This is a genomic window from Paenirhizobium daejeonense (assembly GCF_014280875.1).
GTDB classification, from domain to species: domain Bacteria; phylum Pseudomonadota; class Alphaproteobacteria; order Rhizobiales; family Rhizobiaceae; genus Allorhizobium; species Allorhizobium daejeonense.
Map to the genome: position 1 here is coordinate 442,965 of NZ_JACLAL010000002.1, position 15,054 is coordinate 458,018.

10 protein-coding genes and 1 CRISPR repeat array are annotated in these 15,054 nt (G+C 63.4%); of the genes, 2 read left to right on the top strand and 8 right to left on the bottom strand.

Annotated features, from left to right (window positions below; all coding sequences use genetic code 11):
• Positions 1–2 precede the first annotated feature (2 nt).
• The 4 genes from H4I99_RS05675 to H4I99_RS05690 form a co-directional block, all read right to left on the bottom strand.
• On the bottom strand, positions 3–2,366 hold the full coding sequence (locus H4I99_RS05675; RefSeq protein WP_186663235.1) for an ABC transporter permease: 2,364 nt from the start codon (positions 2,364–2,366) through the stop codon (positions 3–5).
• A gap of 2 nt (positions 2,367–2,368) precedes the next feature.
• Positions 2,369–3,076: an ABC transporter ATP-binding protein gene (locus H4I99_RS05680; protein WP_163899932.1), complete on the bottom strand. Its 708-nt coding sequence runs from the start codon at positions 3,074–3,076 to the stop codon at positions 2,369–2,371.
• A 99-nt stretch (positions 3,077–3,175) separates the two neighbouring features.
• Positions 3,176–4,300, bottom strand: a complete 1,125-nt coding sequence (locus tag H4I99_RS05685; RefSeq protein WP_163899934.1) for a zinc-dependent alcohol dehydrogenase family protein — start codon at positions 4,298–4,300, stop codon at positions 3,176–3,178.
• 293 nt (positions 4,301–4,593) lie between these two features.
• Positions 4,594–5,110: direct repeats of the CRISPR family, unit length 29 nt; unit sequence CGGTTCATCCCCGCGTATGCGGGGAACAC.
• 120 nt (positions 5,111–5,230) lie between these two features.
• Complete coding sequence (locus tag H4I99_RS05690) at positions 5,231–6,853, bottom strand: ABC-F family ATP-binding cassette domain-containing protein (protein ID WP_163899936.1); 1,623 nt, start codon at positions 6,851–6,853, stop codon at positions 5,231–5,233.
• 148 nt (positions 6,854–7,001) lie between these two features.
• Between H4I99_RS05690 and H4I99_RS05695 the strand changes: the two genes are divergently transcribed.
• Together H4I99_RS05695 and H4I99_RS05700 are read left to right on the top strand one after the other, a co-directional pair.
• The gene (locus tag H4I99_RS05695; RefSeq protein ID WP_163899938.1) at positions 7,002–8,267 is read left to right on the top strand and encodes a metallophosphoesterase family protein; all 1,266 of its coding nucleotides are present in this window, start codon (positions 7,002–7,004) and stop codon (positions 8,265–8,267) included.
• Positions 8,264–11,758 (top strand): ATP-binding protein, encoded by a 3,495-nt coding sequence (locus H4I99_RS05700; protein ID WP_163899940.1) that lies wholly within the window; start codon positions 8,264–8,266, stop codon positions 11,756–11,758. Before H4I99_RS05695 ends, H4I99_RS05700 begins: the two co-directional genes overlap by 4 nt.
• 536 nt (positions 11,759–12,294) lie before the next feature.
• Here the strand turns inward: H4I99_RS05700 and cas2e are convergent.
• The 4 genes from cas2e to cas5e are packed head-to-tail and all read right to left on the bottom strand — an operon-like array spanning position 12,295 to position 15,054.
• Complete coding sequence (gene cas2e, locus H4I99_RS05705; RefSeq protein ID WP_163899942.1) at positions 12,295–12,579, bottom strand: type I-E CRISPR-associated endoribonuclease Cas2e; 285 nt, start codon at positions 12,577–12,579, stop codon at positions 12,295–12,297.
• On the bottom strand, positions 12,576–13,538 hold the full coding sequence (gene cas1e, locus H4I99_RS05710) for a type I-E CRISPR-associated endonuclease Cas1e (RefSeq protein ID WP_186663237.1): 963 nt from the start codon (positions 13,536–13,538) through the stop codon (positions 12,576–12,578). Before cas1e ends, cas2e begins: the two co-directional genes overlap by 4 nt.
• Positions 13,539–13,540: 2 nt before the next feature.
• The gene (cas6e, locus tag H4I99_RS05715; protein WP_163899944.1) at positions 13,541–14,317 is read right to left on the bottom strand and encodes a type I-E CRISPR-associated protein Cas6/Cse3/CasE; all 777 of its coding nucleotides are present in this window, start codon (positions 14,315–14,317) and stop codon (positions 13,541–13,543) included.
• A complete protein-coding gene (gene cas5e, locus H4I99_RS05720; RefSeq protein WP_163899946.1) occupies positions 14,314–15,054 on the bottom strand; it encodes a type I-E CRISPR-associated protein Cas5/CasD in 741 nt (246 codons plus the stop codon). The genes cas6e and cas5e overlap by 4 nt, the downstream gene beginning before the upstream one ends.

Here is a 15,054-nt window from a genome sequence, read left to right on the forward strand (position 1 = left end):
CCTTACTCCCTGGCTTTCAGTACGCCCACGAGATCAAGCGCATCGATACGCCGGCGCACGATCAGCGCCGACACCAGCGATGCGCCGAGCACCACGAGGCTCGCGATTGCAAATGTCGATGAATTGATGACGAAGGGAATGCGGAAGAGATCGCTGGAGATCCCCTCCACCACGAGCTTGGAGAAGAGATAGCCGAGCAGCCAGCCGAGCGGCTGGGCGGCAAGAACGACCACCGCAAGCTCGGTCAGAAGCACGCCGGATACCTCCGCCGGTGTAAAGCCGAGCACCCGCAGGCTTGCAAGCTCGCGCGCTCGCTCGGAAAGCTGGATCCGCGCCGAATTATAGACCAGCCCGAAAGCGACGATGACGGCGAGCGTCGTATAGACGACCTGCATCGTCGATATGTTCTGCTCGACCGTCGCCCGGAAGCGGTCGCGCGACAGTCCGATCAGCATGGCAAAGGCAATGGCCGGCGCCTGCTTGAGTTCCGCATAGAGCGCCTCCTGCTGCGCCATGTCGAGCGACACCCGCACGCCGGTGATCCGCCGCCCGTCGCCGATCAGCCGGTCGAGCGCGTCGATGCGCATGTAGGCGTCCGTGCCGACAAGGCTCTGTGTGATGCCGGTCACAGGGACCGGGATGCGCCGGTGGTCCTTCTCGACCAGTTCCACTTCCACTAGATCGCCAACCCGCGCGCCCAGCATGTCGGCCACCCGCCCAATCAAAAGAAGGCCATGGGCCGGGGGCGAAATCGGCTGCATGTTCGCATCCATGATCCGACCGAGGTCGGCATCCTCTCCGATGCCGAAAATCGTCAGGTCCTTCTCCCGCGAGCCATTGCGCAGCTTGACGGCAAGCGCCCGGAAAGGCTCGGCCCGCATCACGCCGGGCAGATGCCGAACCGCGTCGAGCGCAGCCACTGACCGGTCGTGATCGAAGAACAGGCTGGCGTCCTGCCGTTCCATGCGGAAAAATATCTCGTTGACCATGTACTCAACGGAATCGGAAGAAAACATCGAGACCACCAGCAGGGCCACGGAAAAAGCGCTGCCGAGCGAGGTGAGAAACGCCCTGAAAGGCGTGCGGACGATCTGTCTAAAGGCCATGATCGTCAGCTGAGAGACGAGCGGCACACCGCGCGGACGCCTTGAAAACAGAGAACGAAACCGAAGCGGCGCAGGCGGCTGCATGGCAACGGCGGCCGGCAGCGTGATCACCGACCAGATCGCCCGGATGGCGCCGGCAAAAGCCGCTACAATGCAAACACCGCCCGAGATGAGATAGAGGTCGGGGCTCTCCCGGAAAATCAGGAAGGGAAAGGAAAAGAAGCGGGCATAGAGCTGGGTCAATCCGCGTCCCGTCCAGTTGCCGGCGGCAAAGCCGATCGTCACGCCGATCAGCGCAATCACGATGGTAAGCTTTAGATAGTGCCAGGCGACCTCGGTCTCGCGGTAGCCGAGCGCTTTCAAGAGCCCGATCTGTTCCCGCTCCAGAGCGATCAGCCGCGTCAGGATCATGTTGACGAGGAAGGCCGAGACGAACAGAAAGATCGGCGGGATGATCGCCGCCATCGCCCGAAGCTGGTCGAGTTCGTTCTCGATGAAGGTATGGGAGATCTGATCCTTGCGCGGAAAGGCTCCACGCCCGCCGTATCGGTCTAGCAAGTCGTCTAGCTTTGCCCGCACGTCTTCGAGGTTAGCGCCGCGCAGCGTCGTCAGCGCCGCATTGTTGAAGGCATCGTCCATGTCGAAGATGCCCTCGAGCGCATCGCGCGACATGTAAAACACGCCGAAGCGGCGCGGATCGGGCACCATGTCGCCCGGCCCGATCGTATAGATGTATTCCGGCGACAGCACGATGCCCGTTACCGTCAGTTCCTGCTTGCGGCCGTTCATGATTGCGGAAAAGCGGCTTCCTTCCGTCAGGCGATGCGCCTTGGCGAAGCTTTCCAGCACCGCCACCTCCTGCGGCCGTCCGGGTTCCGGCAACCGGCCGCTGCGGATATAAAGCCGGTTAACCGCCGGCTGGCCGTGTTCCGGCAGGGATACCGCGACCCCGGTCGCTGGCTCCGCCATACCCTCCATGTCAAGGAGCACGTATTCGACGATCCTGAGTTCGGCGCTGCCGACGCCGTTAATTGCAAGGATCTGGTCCCGCAGGTGCAAGGGCGCGCGGTTCGCTTCCACGAAAAGGTTGGCGAAGCGATAACGGTCATAAAAGACGCGCCGTGTCTCTTCTAGCGAGCGATAGGAACCCACTGCGATGATGATGGTTGTCACCCCGCAGGCCATCACCAACGCGACCGCCATCACCTGCGCCCACAGCCGGATGACATCGCGATAGAGCTTCCGGTTGAGCATGGACATGGCTACCAACTCACCGAGGATGGTTGCAGCCGGACTGCGTTCGTCACCGCCTCCTCGATCCGCCCGTCGCGGAAGGAGAAGACGCGGTGCGCGATCTGGCGAATGGCGGCATTGTGGGTGATGATCGCCATCGTCGTGTCGAATTCCGCGTTGACACGGCAGAGAACCTCCAGCACCAGAATGCCGGTCTTGGAATCGAGCGCACCTGTCGGCTCGTCGCAGAACAGCACCTCCGGTCGCTTGACGATGGCGCGGGCGATCGCCACGCGCTGCTGCTCGCCACCCGAAAGCTGCGCCGGGAAATGATCCATGCGCTCCTTGAGACCGACCATCGCAAGGGCCTCTCCCGCATCCATGGGATTGCGGGCGATCTCCGTCACCAGCGCCACGTTTTCATAGGCCGTGAGACTGGGAATGAGATTGTAGAACTGGAAGACAAAGCCGACATGATCGCGCCGGTATCGCGTCAGCTGCCTTTCCGTGTGCTCGGTGAGTTCGTGGTCGGCGAAGCGCACCCGCCCGGAGGTCGCCCGGTCGAGCCCTCCCATGATATTGAGCAGCGTCGACTTGCCGCTGCCGGAAGGCCCGAGCATCACCGCCATCTCGCCGCGCTCCAGCGTCAGGTCGACGCCGCGCAAAGCCTGCACCTCGACATCGCCGGTGCGATAGGACTTGGTAACGTCCTTGACCTCGAAAAGCGCTTCGCTCATTTCCCACCATGATTGAACAGGGAAAGGCTATCCGAACAGCAAGGCACAGGCTTTGACCATTGTCAAAGCCGGCGAAAGCTCCAACTCGGCCGCTCCCGCCTAGAAGGTGATGACGTGCCGGATCACCTTGGCCTCGTGCAGCAGGTCGAAGGCCTCGTTGATGCCCTCAAGCGGACCGGTCGATGACAGGAGCCGGTTCACCGGAAGTTTCCCGGCCTGATAGAGCGCAATGAAGCGGGGAATATCCCGCACCGGCACGCAGCTTCCCATGTAACTGCCGCGCACCACCCGCTCATCCGCAACCAGACCGACCGCGGGAATGGAAAACTGGGCGGAAGGCGGCGCAAGCCCGGCGCTGGCCGTCGTCCCTCCCCGCCGCGTGATCTTGTAAGCGGTATCGAATGCCCGAGCCGAGCCGGCCATCTCCACCGCGTGATCGACACCACCGCGGGTCGCCTCGCGGATCTTCTCCACGATGTCGGGATCGCCGGCAAGGAAGGTATCGGTCGCCCCGAGCTCGCGCGCCTTGTCGAGCTTTTCCTGCGCCAGATCGATGGCGACGATGCGTGCTGCGCCCGAGGCCACCGCCCCGAGAACGGCGGCAAGCCCGACACCGCCCAGACCGACGACGGCCACGCTCTGGCCCGGCTGAACCCTGCATGTATTGACGATCGCCCCGACGCCGGTGAGCACCGCGCAGCCGAACAGCGCCATTTCCGCCATCGGTAGCTCCGCCTCGACCTTGACCGCCGAATAACGAGAAACGACCGCATATTCCGCAAAGCCGGAAACCCCGAGATGATGGTAAAGCGGCACCTCCTCGCAGGAAAGCCGCGAGCCGCCGCCGAGCAATTCCCCCTTGCCATTCGCCTCGGCGCCGGGAATGCAGAGCGCCGAACGCCCTTCCGCGCAAGGCAGACAATGCCCGCAGGATGGCAGGAAGGTCGTCACCACCCGGTCGCCCGGCCGGATGTCGTGCACCCCACTTCCGACCGCCTCCACCGTTCCCGCCGCCTCATGCCCGAGCACCATCGGCGTCGGCCGCGGCCGGTCGCCGTTGATGACCGAAAGATCGGAGTGGCAGAGCCCTGCCGCCCCGATCCGCACCAGCAGTTCCTCCGGCCCCGGTCCCGCAAGCTCCACCGTCTCGATGGAAAGCGGCCGCGACACCGAAAACGGCGGCTTGACCGGCGATTGCCTTAAAATGGCGGCCCTGACCCTCATGAATGCAGTCCTCCTGTTATCTCCCGTCGCAAGACATAACAGGAAAGGCAGGCTTTGCGTCTACCCCGGTTGAAAGGGGGCCTTCCCGCATGTGCGGGGAACATACCTCGACGTCTCTTCCTTAAATGGATATTCCACCGTTGCCGGTCCTTCGGCTAGTTTGTCACCCCAAGGTTTTACAGGAGCGGTGTCTGTCCTGGCGCTCCTGCCGGTATCATCCTCCATTTTGCATACGACACTTCCCGTGCATGCGGGAAACACATGGGCAGCCCTTGGTTCTTTGGCCGCTGCGGCGGTTCATCCCCGCGTATGCGGGGAACACGAGCCGTATAGCGGTCAGGTCTACGAGGTGCGCGGTTCATCCCCGCGTATGCGGGGAACACTTTAAGGGCGGACCATGGCAGGCCGTTGCCATCGGTTCATCCCCGCGTATGCGGGGAACACGTTGGGGCGAGCGCGGCCGCCATCGCTGCGCACGGTTCATCCCCGCGTATGCGGGGAACACGATCGCACCTCTTTCACTCGGCGCTCCCAGCCCGGTTCATCCCCGCGTATGCGGGGAACACGGTTGCGAACGGATCTTCCGGCTTCTCCGGCGCGGTTCATCCCCGCGTATGCGGGGAACACTTCGCAATTCGGTCGTAGAAGACGAAATCAGCCGGTTCATCCCCGCGTATGCGGGGAACACATCCCCATGGCCCGCATCTGTCGACTCCACGCCGGTTCATCCCCGCGTATGCGGGGAACACTCGTCGTCGCTGTGAAGCACGCGAAGATGCGCCGGTTCATCCCCGCGTATGCGGGGAACACCCTTCCTGGAAGCCAGTGAAATCATTCACGAATTCCTTCGCGCCAAAGTCTACCGATTTTTTGAGCCCGGAAAAGCGGTATTTTCAGGCCATGACGACACCCGGTCACGGCCCGGAAAACTCAGCCTCCGACGCCCGGTGCCTCGTGGCCGGTGCGGGCGACATATTCGGTATAACCGCCGTCATAGCGGTGAACGCCCTCGTTGGAGAGTTCCAGAACGCGGTTCGACAGCGCGCCGAGAAAATGCCGGTCGTGGCTGACGAAGAGCATGGTGCCCTCGTAGTCGGCAAGCGCCTTGATCAGCATTTCCTTGGTGTCGAGATCGAGGTGGTTGGTCGGCTCGTCGAGAACCAGCAGGTTCGGCGGATCGAACAGCATGATCGCCATCACCAGCCGCGCCTTCTCGCCGCCCGAGAGCACGCGGCAGCGCTTTTCGATATCGTCGCCGGAAAAGCCGAAGCAGCCGGCAAGCGCGCGCAGCGAACCCTGCCCCGCCTTGGGGAAATTGTGCTCCAGCGTTTCGAAGATTGTCATGTCGCCATCGAGGATATCCATCGCGTGCTGGGCGAAGTATCCCATCTTGACGCTGGCGCCGAGCGTCACCGTGCCCTCATCCGGCGAGGAATCGCCAGCGACCAGCTTCAGGAGCGTCGACTTGCCGGCGCCGTTGATGCCCATGATGCACCAGCGCTCCTTGCGGCGGATCATGAAATCCAACCCCTCATAGATGACCCGGTCGCCATAGCGCTTGTGGACATTCTTGAGGTTGACGACATCCTCACCGGAACGCGGGGCCGGCTGGAATTCGAACGCCACCGTCTGGCGGCGGCGCGGAGGCTCGACGCGCTCGATCTTGTCGAGCTTCTTTACCCGGCTCTGCACCTGCGCGGCATGGCTGGCGCGCGCCTTGAAGCGTTCGATGAACTTGATTTCCTTGGCGAGCATCGCCTGCTGACGCTCGAACTGCGCCTGCTGCTGCTTTTCGTTCTGGGCGCGCTGGCCCTCGTAGAATTCGTAGTCGCCGGAATAGCTGTTGAGCGAACCGCCATCGATCTCGATGATCTTGGTGACGATGCGGTTCATGAACTCGCGGTCGTGCGAGGTCATCAGCAAGGCGCCGTCATACGTTTTCAGGAACTCCTCGAGCCAGATCAGGCTTTCGATATCAAGGTGGTTCGACGGTTCGTCGAGCAGCATCACGTCGGGCCGCATCAAGAGAATGCGCGCCAGCGCCACGCGCATCTTCCAGCCGCCGGAGAGCGCGCCGACATCGCCGTCCATCATCGACTGGCTGAAGGAAAGCCCGGAGAGAACCTCGCGGGCGCGGCCTTCCAGCGCGTAACCATCCAGTTCTTCGTAACGCGCCTGCACCTCGCCGTAGCGCTCGATGATGCTGTCCATCTCGTCCATCCGGTCGGGATCGACCATGGCAGCCTCGAGTTCGCGAAGCTCCGCCGCTACTTCGCTGACCGGCCCCGCGCCATTCATCACCTCGGCGACGGCGCTGTGGCCGGACATTTCGCCGACATCCTGGTTGAAGTAGCCGATGGAGACTCCCTTATCGACGGATACCTGACCCTCGTCCGGGATCTCCGATCCGGTAATCATGCGGAAAAGCGTAGTCTTGCCAGCGCCGTTCGGCCCAACCAGACCGATCTTCTCGCCCTTGTTGAGCGCGGCGCTCGCCTCGATGAAAAGAAGGCGGTGGCTGTTCTGCTTGCTGATATTCTCGATGCGGATCATGGAAGGGCGGACCTGCTGGCTGGATCGTCTGGCGTCTGGGCATTTCGGGCGTCCTTATGCCACGGCTTTTTCCCGCTGTCGCAGTTTTTCCGCAGTGCCGCACAAGCCGGCGATTGCTGGCGCGTTCCATCGCGGCTAGAACAGCGCCATGCCCTTCAGGTTCGTCCACACCGCCGACATACATCTCGACTCCCCGCTCAAGTCGCTGTCCCTGCGAAACCGCGATCTCGCCGACCTGATCGGCGACGCCACCCGCAAGGCGTTGGTGCGGATCGTCGATCTCTGCCTTGAGGAAAAGGTCGATGCCCTGCTGATTGCCGGCGACCTCTATGACGGCGACCAGACCTCGATGAAGACGGCCCGCTTCCTCGCCTCGCAGATGGAACGGCTGCACGAGGCGGGCATCCGCGTCTTCAAGATCCGCGGCAATCACGATGCACTCTCAAAGATCACCCAGCAGCTCGTCCTGCCGCCTTCGCTCAAGGTTTTTGGCGCGTTCGCTGAAATGGTCGAGATCGAGGCCGGCGGCCTGTCGGTCGCGATCCACGGCATGAGCTTCGCCAAACCCCATGCGCCAGATAGCTTATTACCTAAATATCGACCCCCACTCGTCGGCGCTGCCAATATCGGGTTGATGCATACCAGCCTTGCCGGCGCCATCGGCCACGATCCGTATGCCCCCTGCACTGTGGCCGACCTGCAGGCCTCCGGTTTCGACTACTGGGCGCTCGGCCATATTCACCAGCGCGCCGTGTATCAGGGGCCGCGCACCATCGTCATGCCGGGCATACCGCAAGGGCGCGACATTAACGAAGGCGGTGAAAAATCCGTCTCGCTGGTCACCATCGCGGATGACCGTAGCGTCACCGTCGAGGAGCGCCTGACGGGCATCGCCCAATTCGAAAGGATCGGCGTCGATGTGACCGGCGTCACCGACTGGCGCGAACTCGTCAACCGGCTGGGCGACGCGCTGGAAATCAAACGCGGCGACACTCGCTCGGAACACCTCATTGCCCGCCTCAATTTCACCGGCGCGACCGAACTCTCCTGGGCGATCCGCCGCGACCTCGACCTCCTGCTAGCGGAAGCCGAACAGCGTGCCGACCGCATCGGCAAGACCTGGATCGACAAGATCGAGCTTGGCGTCGCCCCGCCAACAATCAGAACATCTGCCGCCGCCGATCCCGTGGTCGAACTGGGAGACCTGATGCGCAGTGACGTGATGGCCGGCCACGGCTTCCGCGAGGAGGTCCGCGAAATTGTCAAGGAACTGCTCGACGACCTGCCGGCGGAAAGCCGCGGCTTTTCCGGCCACAGCGAGGAAGCGCTGGAAGGCTTTATCGACACCCTGATCCGCGAGGGTGGCGAAGACGTGATCGCCCGCCTGAAAAACAGCGGCGAAGGAGACGAATGATGCGGCTCCGGCGTCTCGACCTCACCCGCTACGGCAAGTTCACCGACTTTTCGCTCGATTTCGGCGCGGCTCCCGAAAACGGACCGGACTTCCACATCGTCTACGGCCTCAACGAGGCCGGAAAATCGACGGCCTTCAGCGCCTATCTCGACCTGCTGTTCGGCATTCCCGAACGCAGCCCCTACAACTTCCTTCACGCCTACAATCTCATGCAGGTCGGCGCGGAGCTTGAGATCGACGGCAAGCCGCATGATCTCGTGCGGCTGAAGCAACGCAACAATGCGCTGATCGACAGCCGTGGCCAGGGCATCAACGAAGCCCTGCTCTCGTCAGCGCTCGGCGGCCTCAGCCGCGAATCCTACCGCACCATGTTTTCGCTCGACGACCGGTCGCTGCGCGATGGCGGTGCTGCCATCGTCGAGAGCAAGGGCGACCTTGGTGAACTGCTGTTTTCGGCCAGCGCCGGCCTTGCCGATGCCAGCCGCACGCTTGCAACAATTGCCGAGGAAGCCCAGCAGATCCACAAGAAGCGGGCCCGCAACACCCGCATTGCCGAATTGAAGCGCAGGCTTGCCGAACTCAAGGAGAAGCGCGAGGAAATCGACACCTTCGCCTCCGCCTTCGCAAGTCTCGTCGCAAGCCGCACCCAGGCGGAAAAGGCCTATGACGAAGCGTTGGCCGAGCTCTCCGCCGCCCGCACACGCCACGACGAACTGGCGGCGCTGAAACGGGCGCTGCCGCTTGCCGCCGATCTCGCCCGCCTCAACGCAGGGCTCGAACGCTTTGCCGGCCTGCCCCGCCCGCCGCAGGAATGGATGGCGATGCTCGCCGACCTGATGCGCGACGAAACCCGATTGCAGACCCAGATCGCCGGAAGCCGCACCGCCCTGTTGAAGCTCGAGGACGAGGTGAATGAGATTGTCGTCGACGAGACCCTGCTGCCCCTCGCAGGTCGCATCGCCGGCCTCGATGACCTCAAGGCACGCTTCCGCGGCGCGGAAAACGACCTGCCCAGGCGGCGGCTTGCGCTTGGCGAACAGAATGCGCTGGTCGCCACCATCCTGAAGACGCTGGGTCAGGCCGGTCACGACGAGCCCTCCGCCCTGCTCCTTCCCGCCGCCCTCACCGGCACATTGCGTGACCTGATCGAGACGCGTTCCGGCATCGAGGCCACGCGCAAGACGGCCGAACGGGAACACGAAAATGCGGTACGCGCGGTCGAGGAAGTCGAAGGACGATTGGGCGACGAACGACAGGCCGGCCTCGGCCCGAGCGCTCTTCGCCGCCTCGAAACCCTGCTCGACCGGCTGGAAAAGGGCGACCGGCATCTTCGCCTCGCCGCCGAGGAGAAGGAGGCCCGGCGGCTGGACGGAGAGTTCCGCGAACAGTCCGCAGCACTCGCGCCATGGTCGGGCGCCATCGACGAACTTCGCCGCCTCGTGGTTCCGGACCGCCGCCGCCTCGAGGCGTGGCGCGCTGCTTCCGGCGAGATCGAAAAACGCATCACCCGCCATGCCGACCAGCGTCGCGATCTCGAAACCGAACGACGTGAAGTGGCCGCGAGGATCGCCGCCCTGACCGAGACGGGCCAGCCCATCGATGACGAAAGCTCGCTTGCGGCGCGTCAGGCGCGAGAAAAGGCATGGCAGGCCCACCTCTCGGCCCTGAACGCCGAGACCGCCGATCATTTCGAGACCACGCTCCGGCGCGACGATGCGCTGACGGAAGCCCGCCTTGAACGCTCCCGCGATCTGGCGGAACTGCGCCAGTTGCAGAAACAGGACCGGCTCATCCGCTCCTCGCTGGAACGCGAAGACGAGCTTTTCCGCACCGCTATCGACGAGCGCGAAGCGCTACTGAAAGACCTCAAGGCGTCGCTTCCCGCAGAACTGACACGCTCGGAAGACGGGTCGATCGACCGCCTTCTTTCAATTGCCGAAACATGGCTCGAACGCCGCCGGGAATGCCTGTTCACCGCGGAGGCTCTGCAGGAAGTGACAGTACGCCGCGACGCCCTGCGGGACGAGCAGGCCGCCGACACACAGGCGCTCACCGCGGTCCTGGCGGAAGCTCTGGCTGATACCGAACGGAAACTGGACCCGAACGCCGACCTGCGACGTCTCATCGACATCGCCGGCGATCTCGTCGCGGAAGCGCGCACCGGCACCGTCGAACGCGGCGGCATGGAACGACGGCTCACCGAACTGCAGGCCGTGCTGAAACAGCGCCGGCAGGACATGGACGACGCCATCAAGGCCTCCGAAACCTGGACAGCAAGGTGGCGGGAGAGCCTCGCTCGCACATGGTTCGCCGAAGAAACGGAAATCGCTCCCGTCCGGGCGATCCTTGATGCCCTCACCGAGCTTCCCGCAGCCCTTCGCGAACGCGACCAGCTTGCGCATCGTATCGCCCAGATGGACAACGACCGGCAGGCCTTCGTCAGCGAAATCGCCGAACTTCACGACAGCCTAGGACTTTCCTTCGAAGCCAGCCGCGTGCTCGAAATGGCCGAAGATCTCGGTCACCGGCTTTCGGAAACCCGCAATGCCCGCGATCTCAGGGCGAGCCGCGAGCGGGAATTGCAGGAACTGCGTCACGAGGCCGAGCGCCTTGCCGACGCGCTTGCCCTGCACGAAGCCCGCAGAACCGAACTCACCGGCTTTTTCGACGTCGAGACGCTGGCCGATGTCAGCCACCGGATGGAGGACGCCGCAGAACGGCTCCGGCTGGAACGCCGCGCCGACGAAATCCGCGAACAGATCGCGAGGGACTTGCGGGCTCCCGATTTTCAGACCGCCGAGGAAGAACTCGCCAGCATCGATGAAACCGGGATCGAACGGGAATTCTCCGAACTCACCGAACGCATCGAAAATCTTGGCGAACGGTCCCGTGTGCTGTTTGCCGAACTCACCCGCGCCCGCGACCGGCTGGACGCCGTCGGCGGCGACGATGCCGTGGCGGCCATCGAAGCGGAACGCGCGACCGTGCTGCTGGAAATCGAAGACCTCGCGCTTCGCCACCTGAAGCTCAGGACCGGCGCGCTCGCCGCCGAAAAGGCCCTGATCCTCTACCGTGAAAAGCATCGCTCTTCGATGATGGCGCGCGCATCGGAAGCCTTCCGGCTGGTGACGAAGGGCGAGTATTCCGGCCTTGCCACACGGCCCGAAAAGGATCGCGAAATCCTGATCGGCGTGGCCAAGGATGGTGCTTCGAAACTCTCCGACGCCATGTCGACCGGCACCCGCTACCAGCTCTATCTGGCGCTACGTTTCGCCGGTTACGAGGAATTCGCAGCCGTCCGCCCCACCGCAACCATCCCCTTCGTCGCCGACGATATCATGGAAACCTTCGACGAGCCCCGCTCCGAGGAAGTCTTCCGACTGTTCGGCCAGATGGCCGGGCTTGGTCAGGTGATCTACCTCACCCACCACCGCCATCTCTGCGACATCGCCCGCGACGTCGTGCCCGGAGTGCGTATTCACGAGCTTTGAATGGGAAACTGGCAGCAAGAGCCGCTATCGGCACGATAACAAGCTGGGAAGAACCGCAAGGTTGCTGAATGGGTTGTAACGCACCGGGGGGGCCGGAATCGCCTGATCCCGATCGCCTTGAAGGGCGTGCTTCCTGCTCCGCGCGTCACCACCGTCAGAATAGGCCAAGAGGGACGGGAAGACAAACGCTCCTCCCCACGCGTGTGGGGAACACCCACGCTCGGCTCCAGAACGGTCTGCGAAAAGCGGTTCATCCCCACGCGTGTGGGGAACACGATGTGATCCTCGATGAACTCGGCGAACGTCGCGGTTCATCCCCACGCGTGTGGGGAACACTTGGAGACGGAGAACGAGGCAGCGATTGCCGACGGTTCATCCCCACGCGTGTGGGGAACACTCTTCCCAGAAGCCGATGAAATATAAGGAAAATTCCACCTCCGCAAATCCTACCGATTTTTTCAACGAAAACCAGCTGATTTTTCCGGCCTTCGGAACGACTGAAAAATGCGCCGGACAATGAATGAAACGTCGCTCGATCAATTTTCCAGAGGCTTGAAGGCGACGAGTTTCAGGCCGTCGAAATCGACCGGTTCGCGGCGGTTGCGGCCGAAGGTCTCGAAGTCGAACCCGGCATCGGTCGGAGCCGCCCAGGCGATCACGACGTCGCCGTCTTCGATCAGGCTCTCCACCTGCCCGCGGATCATTTCCCTTGTCCGGGCAGAATAGACCCCGATATAGACGCCGGCCCTGACCTCCAGCAGCCAGACGGCGAGCCGGCCGCGCAGGCGCGGTGGAGCATTGTTGGTGACGACGACCATCATCCGCGCTGCCCCTCGTCTCCGGAGGGAGCAGGGTCCTCGAAGGCGGGGCCAACGGCATCCTCCGGCGCCTCCGGCCGCTCCAGTTCTCCGGCAAGGAGCACCTCTTCGATCGACGGAATCAGCCGGGAGAGGATATTGGTGCGCCTGAAGGCATCGCGGCAGGCATGCCGTACCGCCATATCGACGGGCTTGTCGAGCTTGCCCTTGGCATGAAGCCCGGCAATGCGGAAAGCCTCAGGCACCACCGTTTCGAATTTGAAGAGATCGGCGATATCGTAAACGAAGGAAAGCGGCTTGCCCGCATGCAGGAAACCGACTGCAGGCGCATATCCCGCGGCCAGAACCGCAGCCTCTGTGATCCCGTAAAGGCATGAGGTTGCCGCCGAAAGGCAGCGGTTCGGCACGTCGGAAATGTCGAAATTGCCGGGATCGTAGTCGCGCCGCTTCCACGTCACGCCGAACTGCCGCGCCAGTCCCTGGTAAATGGTGCGGACCCGCACACCCTCGATGCCACGCAACTGATCGACCGAGCGCCTCTCGGGCGCTGTCTCCCCGAAGCGCATCTGGAACATCCGGCGCACGATCTTCAACCGCGCATCGGGATCGAGCGCCAGCCGGCATTGCCAGAGCAACCGGTCGGACTGCGCGCCTCCCGGTTGGCCGGTGGCGTAAAGCCGCACACCCGCTTCTCCGGTCCAGATCAGCAAAGTGCCCGCCCTTGCCGCAAGCGAGACGGCGGAATGGCTGGCGCGCGTGCCCGGCTCCAGCATGATCGCCGCCAGCCCGCCAACGGGAATGACGGTCCGCACGCCATTCGCATCGACCAGCACAAAGGCCCCGTCGATGACGTCGAGCTGCCCCTTCTCCACGAAAACGATGGTGGAACGATCCTTGAGCGGAATGGGTCGCGGCGGGGGCGCTCCCGGCATGAAGGATGCTGGAGGCGTCTGCCCGGCCATGACTACTCCACCCGTCTGAGTAGCATCAGCCCGCAGCCGAACGCCTTGGCCCGACCGAAGCCCCGTTCCACACCCGTAACGAAGGCGGCCGGATCGGTCACAGTCAGCAGCCCCCTCAAATGGGAAATACCGAAAGTCGATACACCTGCGTGCCCCTTGCGACCACGTCCAGCGCCTTGCCGCTCCAGCGCAACCGTCCGGTAGGACACGACATCGGTGGCGATAGGTGAAAAACCATTGCGCTCGCCCTGTGCCTTCAACCATCCCGACAGGGCAGGTTTCGCGACCAGCATCCGCTGTTCCGCCCTGTCTCGTGTGTGGCCAACTACGCGTTCATGCGCCTTCAGCGCATCCATCACGACATCGCATCGCTGCCGGCCATTCCGTCCCTTTGAAGGGTCCACCATCCGGTTAACCGTCGCGTTGACGGTCAGATCGAACGCCAGCATATCGCCAACCTCGGGCGAAAGCTCGTAAGGCTTGGTCTCAACCGAAAGGAACGAGGAATCCTCACGGGGGCCGGGTCCCAGCATGTACCAGCTGTTGTCACGATCGGCCTTGCGCCAGAGGAAGGCTGTCTTGTCCTTCTCCGCCTTGTCGGGCCTTTCGGGCTTGCCTTCCTTCTGCATGCTCTCCGGCATCAGCGTCCAGAGCAGCTGATGGGTGGCATTCAGTAGCTCGCTTTCGTCGTCGGGAAAGAGCCGGCCGATCAACGGCGCGATATCCGGGGCGTCACGCCTAAGGGTGACCCGCGTAAACCAGAGTGCGGCTTCGCTCATTCGTCACCTCCCCTGCCAGCATCCGGGCCAATCGCGAATCGCCATTCCTGCCGCTGCCCGAATGTCCAACGCTTCGAGCGGTCCCGCGGATCGTCCTGTCTAAGATGCGCCCGGGGCCGGTTCGAAGCTGGACCATCTCTTCGAACCTCGACACTGACGGCCTTAAGCGAAAGAGCCTCTCCGAAGGTTGCCGAAACAATATCGAAATGGGCGCGAAACGCGTCCACCACCGTCTCGCCTTCGATCAACCGGGGCGCAAGCGGATGCGATGGCGGGCAGGACTTGCGACCGAGATAGAGCACGAAACGCGGCGCGTCGAACGCCGAGGCGAGACCGGCGAGCGAGAAATCATCCGCCGCATTCGACAGCCTGTAGGCCGCCTGCCAGACACCGCCCGCGCGGTAATGCCTGCGGGAGATCGACGTTTCGAGATAATCCGTCCGCTCAAGAGCCGCAGCCCGCGTCGCCGCGCCCTTGGCGCTCTGGTGAAGCGATTGATAGGTGTGGAAGTCCGCAAGCGGGTGGCCGCGCTGATAGAGCGCCGCCGCTGTGACCAGCGAATGCGCAAGACGCGCCTGTCCGGCCGCGTCCGTCCTCTCGATGCCGAGTGCCGCGCCCGCAAGACCGATCAGCGCCGAGCGCGTCGGCATGTCGGAGGTGCCGCGCTCGGCATTGCCGGCGTTCTCGCCAAAGCTCGCAAGCGGCGCCCTGAGGCAGATGACGAGCCATTGCCCCAT

What these genes read in the sequence shown, in the direction of transcription:
- H4I99_RS05675 (WP_186663235.1), bottom strand. Translation starts at nt 2,366, where the DNA reads ATGTCCATGCTCAACCGGAAGCTCTATCGCGATGTCATCCGGCTGTGG.
- H4I99_RS05680 (WP_163899932.1), bottom strand. Translation starts at nt 3,076, where the DNA reads ATGAGCGAAGCGCTTTTCGAGGTCAAGGACGTTACCAAGTCCTATCGC.
- H4I99_RS05685 (WP_163899934.1), bottom strand. Translation starts at nt 4,300, where the DNA reads ATGAGGGTCAGGGCCGCCATTTTAAGGCAATCGCCGGTCAAGCCGCCG.
- H4I99_RS05690 (WP_163899936.1), bottom strand. Translation starts at nt 6,853, where the DNA reads ATGATCCGCATCGAGAATATCAGCAAGCAGAACAGCCACCGCCTTCTT.
- H4I99_RS05695 (WP_163899938.1), top strand. Translation starts at nt 7,002, where the DNA reads ATGCCCTTCAGGTTCGTCCACACCGCCGACATACATCTCGACTCCCCG.
- H4I99_RS05700 (WP_163899940.1), top strand. Translation starts at nt 8,264, where the DNA reads ATGATGCGGCTCCGGCGTCTCGACCTCACCCGCTACGGCAAGTTCACC.
- cas2e (WP_163899942.1), bottom strand. Translation starts at nt 12,579, where the DNA reads ATGATGGTCGTCGTCACCAACAATGCTCCACCGCGCCTGCGCGGCCGG.
- cas1e (WP_186663237.1), bottom strand. Translation starts at nt 13,538, where the DNA reads ATGGCCGGGCAGACGCCTCCAGCATCCTTCATGCCGGGAGCGCCCCCG.
- cas6e (WP_163899944.1), bottom strand. Translation starts at nt 14,317, where the DNA reads ATGAGCGAAGCCGCACTCTGGTTTACGCGGGTCACCCTTAGGCGTGAC.
- cas5e (WP_163899946.1), bottom strand. Translation starts at nt 15,054, where the DNA reads ATGGGGCAATGGCTCGTCATCTGCCTCAGGGCGCCGCTTGCGAGCTTT.